This is a genomic window from Streptomyces sp. NPDC058257 (assembly GCF_042881845.1).
GTDB lineage: Bacteria > Actinomycetota > Actinomycetes > Streptomycetales > Streptomycetaceae > Streptomyces.
Window position 1 is genome coordinate 1 of the sequence record NZ_JBHVXJ010000047.1, and the last position, 6,548, is coordinate 6,548.

At 69.9% G+C, this 6,548-nt stretch carries 2 protein-coding genes; both read right to left on the minus strand.

Annotation, left to right across the window (positions count from 1 at the left end):
* A partial coding sequence (locus ACFVXC_RS42395; protein ID WP_389917184.1) for a type I polyketide synthase occupies window positions 1–3,803 on the minus strand: 3,803 nt, incomplete at its 3' end.
* A gap of 166 nt (window positions 3,804–3,969) precedes the next feature.
* On the minus strand, window positions 3,970–6,548 hold a 2,579-nt coding region (locus tag ACFVXC_RS42400; RefSeq protein ID WP_389917186.1), incomplete at its 5' end, for a type I polyketide synthase.

Here is a 6,548-nt window from a genome sequence, read left to right on the forward strand (position 1 = left end):
GAGACAGCCACACCGGCACCCTCAAGCGCCGCACGCAACCCCAACCCGTCCTCACCCAACACCGCACAAGAACCCACCGACGACACAGCCGGAGCGCTCACCACACTCCAGTCCAGACGGAACAGGGGCTCATCGTCGCTCGCGCCGGACGCGGCGTTCAATTCGTCGGCGGCCAGCTCGCGCAGCATCAGCGACTCGACGGCGGCGACAGCCTTGCCCGACTCGTCCCAGGCGGCGAGCGAGACGCTGTCCGTTCCGGCAGCGGCCAGCCGCACGCGCAGAGTCGCCGCGCCCGTCGCGAACAGCGAGACGCCGCTCCACGAGAACGGCAGGCGGGGCCGCCCCGTGCTTTCGGCAGTGTCCGCGGCCCCCAAGGCGGTGAAGGCCACTCCGTGCAGGCTCGCGTCGAGGAGGGCGGGGTGCAGACCGTACTCGCCGGCCTCGTCCTGCTGCTCCTCGGGCAGGGCGACCTCGGCGAAGACCTCGTCCCCGCGGCGCCACGCCGCGCGCACCCCCTGGAATGCGGGTCCGTAGTCGAGGCCCGCCGAGGCGAAACCCGCGTACAGGTCGTCGATGTCCAGGTCGACAGCTCCGACCGGGGGCCACTGGGTCAGTTCGAACCCGGCGCTCGTCCTCTCGTCGGAGGCGAGCACACCGGCGGCGTGCCGGGTCCACGGCTCGTCCGGGATGTCGTTCTGATGGCGTGAGTGCAGCGTGAACGCGCGCCGTCCGCTCTCGTCGGGCTCTTCGACCCAGAGCTGGACCTGGACCCCCGCGCCATCTTCGGGGAGCACCAACGGGGCTTCCAGGATGAGCTCTTCGAGCACGTCGAGGCCGAACTCGTCGCCGGCTCGTACGGCCAGTTCGACGAAGGCCGTGCCGGGCAGCAGCGTCCGGCCTGCCACGGTGTGATCGGCGAACCACGGGTGTGCGTCGATCGACAGAAGGCTCGTGAACAGGCGCGCTTCGCTCCCGGCGACCTGAATGGCCGCGCCGATGAGCGGGTGGTCGGCCTCGGCGAGACCGACAGAGGTCACGTCTCCGGTCAGGGCCGGGGCGTGCAGCCAGTAGCCCTGGTGCTGGAAGGCGTACGTCGGCAGGTCGACGCGGCGTCGGTTCTCGACCGGGGCGTAGAGGGGCGTCCAGTCGACGTCGATGCCTCGGACGTGGGCCTGGGCGAGGGCCGTCAGGAACGTGTCCGGCTCGGGGCGGTCCTTGCGCAGGGAAGCGATCAGACCCGACTGGGCCTCGGGCTCGGTGACGGTGTCATGCGCCATCGCGGTCAGGATCGAGTCCGGACCCAGTTCGAGGAGGGTCGACACTCCGTACGTGGTCAACGAGTTGAGGCCATCGTGGAAGCGAACGGCTTCGCGGATGTGGCGGACCCAGTACTCCGGGTCCTGGAGCTCAGCAGGCTCGGCCAGCTCGCCCGTCAGGTTCGAGACGACCGGCAGCTTCGGAGTGTTGAACGTCAGGCTCTGCGCGACCTTACGGAAGTCCTCCAGGACCGGGTCCATCAGCGGGGAGTGGAAGGCGTGCGAGACCTTCAGCCACCGCACCTTCCGCTCCTGGCCCTTGAGAGTCTCAGCCAGGCTCTCCAGCACCTCACGCTCGCCAGAGAGCACCAGCTGCGAGGGGCCGTTGACCGCCGCCAGACCGACTTGCGCCTCCAGGCCCTCAAGGAGGGGCAGTACGTCCGTCTCCGTAGCCTGCACGGCGAGCATTGCGCCGCCCTCGGGCAGCGCCTGCATCAACCGGCCGCGTGCGGCCACCAGCCGGGTCGCGTCTTCGAGAGACCAGAGCCCAGCCACGTACGCCGCAGCCAGCTCACCCACCGAATGCCCACCGAGTATCTCCGGCCGCACACCAAACGACTCAGCCAGACGGTAAAGAGCCACCTCAACCGCGAACAACGCAGGCTGCGCATACCCCGTCCCGGACAGCAGCTCAGCATCATCGCCGAACATGACCTCCTTCAACGGCCGCTCAAGAAGCCCGTCGAGATGACCGCACACCTCGTCCAAGGCCTTCGCGAACACCGGGAAAGCCTCATACAACTCACGGCCCATCCCCACCCGCTGACTGCCCTGACCCGTGAACACGACACCCAGGCGACCCTCGACCACCGAACCCGAAATCCCGCTCTCAAGGCCACCCAGGAACTCGCCCCGATCCCGCCCGAACACCACAGTCCGGTGCTCGTGCACCGCCCGTGCGCTCAGGAGCGACCAACCCACGTCCACCGGATCCAACTCGCCCTCAGCGAGCACGAACTCGCGCAGCCGAGCCGTCTGCGCCCGCAGTGCGTCGGCGCTCTTGCCCGACACCACCCACGGCACCACCGTCGAAGACGAGACGGCCTCGACCGGCGCCGCCGCCTCAGCGGGTTGCTCGGCCGCCTCGGCTACCGGCGCCTGCTCCACGATCACATGGGCATTGGTACCGCTCACGCCGAACGACGACACACCGGCCCGGCGCGGAGCGGCGGCGTCACCCTCCTGCTCGGGCCAGTCGCGTGCCTCCGTCAGCAGTTCGACGGCCCCTGCCGTCCAGTCCACATGGGTGCTCGGCCGGTCGACGTGCAGGGTCTGCGGCAGCACTCCCTCACGCATGGCCATGACCATCTTGATGACACCGGCGACACCGGCGGCGGCCTGCGTGTGACCGATGTTGGACTTCACCGAACCGAGCCACAGCGGCCGATCCTCCGGGCGGTCCTGCCCGTACGTGGCGATGAGGGCCTGGGCCTCGATGGGGTCGCCGAGGGTCGTGCCGGTGCCGTGGCCCTCCACGACGTCGATTTCCTCCGGTGCCAGGCGGGAGTTGGCGAGGGCCTGGAGGATGACGCGCTGCTGGGAGGGTCCGTTGGGCGCGGTGAGGCCGTTGCTCGCACCGTCCTGGTTCACCGCCGAGCCACGGACCACCGCGAGGACCTGGTGGCCGTTGCGGCGCGCGTCCGAGAGGCGCTCAAGGAGGAGAAGGCCGACGCCCTCGCCCCAGCCGGTGCCGTCGGCGGCCTCCGCGTACGGCTTGCAACGGCCGTCCGACGCGAGGCCGCGCTGCTTGCTGAAGTCGACGAAGGTGCCGGGCGTGAACATCACGGTCACACCGCCCGCGAGAGCCATCGTGCACTCGCCCTGGCGCAGCGCCTGCGAGGCGAGGTGCAGCGCGACGAGGGAGGAGGAGCACGCCGTGTCGATGGTGACGGCAGGGCCTTCGAGCCCGAAGGTGTAGGCGACCCGGCCGGAGACGATGCTGCTGGACGCGCCGGTGCCGAGGTAGCCCTCGACGTCCTCGGGCACGGAGTGCAGACGAGAAGCGTAGTCGTGGTACATGACGCCCGCGAAGACGCCGGTGCGGCTGCCGCGCAGCGTGCCGGGGTCGATGCCGGCCCGCTCGAAGAGCTCCCAGGAAGACTCCAGGAGGAGCCGCTGCTGCGGGTCGGTGGCAAGCGCCTCACGCGGTGAGATTCCGAAGAACCCGGCGTCGAACTGGTCCGCCTCGTGCAGGAATCCGCCCTCGCGGGCATAGCTCGTACCGGAGTTGTCGGGGTCCGGGTCGTAGAGCGCGTCCGGGTCCCAGCCACGGTTGGTGGGGAACGGCGTCAGGGCGTCGGTACCGTCGGTGACGAGCCGCCACAGCTCTTCCGGGTTGCGGACGCCGCCGGGGTAGCGGCAGCTCATCGCGACGATGGCGATGGGCTCCTGGTCCCGCTCCTCCACCTCACGCAGACGACGACGAGCTTGACGCAGGTCGGAGGTCGTCCGCTTGAGATAATCCCGAAGCTTCTCCTCGTTCGACATTTCTCGTCCGCCCCTCGTGTTCTTCACGTTCTTCGCGAGCTCTGTTTGCGTCGTGTCTTGCGTGTGCTTCGTGTCTTGCGTGTTCGTCGCGCTTTGCGCGTTTGTCGTGTTCTGTGTGTTCGTCGAGTTCTGCGATGTATCAGTTGGTTCAGGCGTTTCGGGCACGTCAGGCCGTTCCGAGCTCGTCGTCGAGGGCGTCGAAGAGGTCCTCGTCGGAGATGGAGTCCAAGTCGTCCGTCTCGTCCAGGCCGCCTGCCGCGTCCTGGTCGGTCAGGCCCTGGCCCTGTGGGGTACTCCAGCGCGAAAGGAGCGTCTGGAGGCGGATCGTGATCTTCGAGTGGACGATGCTGTCCGTGCTCCCCGTCTCCATCGTCGCCAGGGCCGACTCGAGCCGCTCCAGCTCGTCGAGTACGGAGACCCCGCCGCCCTGCCGCCCGTCGCCGAGCGGCAGCGCGGTGGCCAGGTGGGCCGCGAGCGCCGCCGGGGTGGGGTAGTCGAAGATCAGGGTCGCGGGGAGACGGAGCCCGGTGGCGCCGTTCACCTCGTTGCGCAGCTCGACGGCGGTGAGGGAGTCGAAGCCCAGCTCACGGAAGGCCCGCGTGGCGTCCACCGATGCCGCGGACTCGTAGCCCAGGACTGCGGCCACGTGTGTGCAGACCAGTTCCGTCAGAACCTTGTCCCGCCCCGCAGCGTCGAGCCCCGCCAACTGACCGAGCAGCGGTGCCTCTCCGGACGCCGCCACCTCGGCCGCCGCACCTGCGACGGACCGCCGCAGCGGTACGCGGACCAGGCCCCTCAGCAGCGCGGGGACGGCATCGGCCCCGGATACAGATCCGGACGCGGAGTTCGCCCGCAAGGACGCGAGGTCGAGGCGCAGCGGTACGAGAGCGGCATCGGGGACGCCGATCGCGGTGTCGAGGAGGGCGAGCCCCTCCTCCGACGTGAGCGGCGCGACCCCGCCCCTGGCCATCCGGCCCAGGTCCCCGGCGTTGAGCTTCCCGGTCATGTCACTCTCCTGTGCCCACAGGCCCCAGGCGAGCGAGGTCGCGGGAAGGCCCTGCGCCTTGCGGTGCTGCGCCAAGGCGTCCAGGAACGCGTTGGCCGCCGCGTAGTTGGCCTGCCCCGCGCCGCCGAAGACTCCGGCTGCGGAGGAGAAGAGGACGAAGGCGGAGAGATCGAGTCCGGACGTCAGCTCATGGAGATTGAGGGCCGCGTCGACCTTCGGACGCAGGACCGTGTCGAGCCGCTCAGACGTGAGCGAGGTGACCACACCATCGTCCAGGACACCCGCCACGTGCACGACCGCCGTCAGATCCGAGCCGACCTCCGCGAGGAGGGAGGCCAGCGCCTCGCGATCGGCGGCATCGCACGCCGCGATACGCACCCCGGTACCCAGCTTCTCGATCTCCGTACGGAGTTCGTCCGCACCGGGTGACTGCTCACCACGTCGCGATGCGAGCAGCAGATCCCGTACACCATGACGCTCGGCCAGATGCCGACTCACGATTCGCCCCAGGCCACCCAGGGCACCGGTCACCAGGACCGTACCCTCGCCCCAGCTGACTTCCGCCTCAGCGTCCGGCGATGCGACCCGGGCCAGACGCGGCACCCACACCGCATCCTCCCGCACCGCGACCTCCGGCTCACCGGATGCCAACACCCCGGCAATCACCGCGTCGTTCACGTCTGTCTCAGCGGCGTCCGGGTCCACGTCGACCAGCACAAACCGGCCCGGGTGCTCGGACCGCGCCGAACGCACCAGACCCCAGACGGCCGCACCTACCGGATCCACCGCCGCACCATCGGCCGTGGCCACCGCACCCCGCGTCACCACAGCGAGCCGCGACGCCTCACGCCGCTCATCGGACAGGAACTCCTGCACCGAGCGAAGGACTTCAGCCAGCGTCACGGAGACCATCGACGCTTCCGGTCGTGCGAGGCCATCGGCACCACCACCGGCCACCGACAGCACCTCCACACCTGTCGGCTTCCCGCCCACTCCCCCGGAGCTCTCCGACAGTTGGGGACGCTCGATCCACTCGACTCGGAACAACGAGTCATCGGCGATCGACTGGCCGCCGAGCTGCTCCGGTGCGACCGGCCTGAACACCAGCGAGTCCACGGTGGCGACCGGTTCGCCCAGACTGTCCGCGACGGCGAGTGCCACACCGTCCTTGCCTTCCGGGGTGAGCCGGACCCGCAGCGACGCGGCGCCCGTGGCCCGCAGCGAGACCCCGGTCCAGACGAACGGCAACTGAGCCCCGCTCTCCTCTCCGCGAAGCACACCAAGCCCCAGGACGTGCAAGGCGGCGTCGAGAAGCGCCGGGTGCAGCCGGAACGAGTCCGCACTCTCCCGCTGTTCCTCCGGCAGCGCCACCTCCGCGAAGACCTCTCCCTCGCGCCGCCAGGCGGCCCGCAGCCCCCGGAACGCCTCCCCATAGGAGAAGCCCAGGTCGGCCAGGTGCCGGTACAGGCCGTCGATGTCCACCTCGGTGGCCCCCGGCGGCGGCCACTCGGCGAGCCCGAACTCCTCCTGCCGCTGCTCCCCGACGGCCAGCACGCCACTGGCGTGCGAGATCCACCCGCCGACGCCTGCGTGCCCCGCCTGCTCCTCACGCGAGTGCAGGGCGAGGGTCCGGCGGCCGGTCTTGTCCTCGGCGCCCACGGTGACCTGGAGCTGCACACCACCCTGCACAGGCAGAACCAGCGGAGCCTCCAACGTCAGCTCCTCCACAAACCCACAAC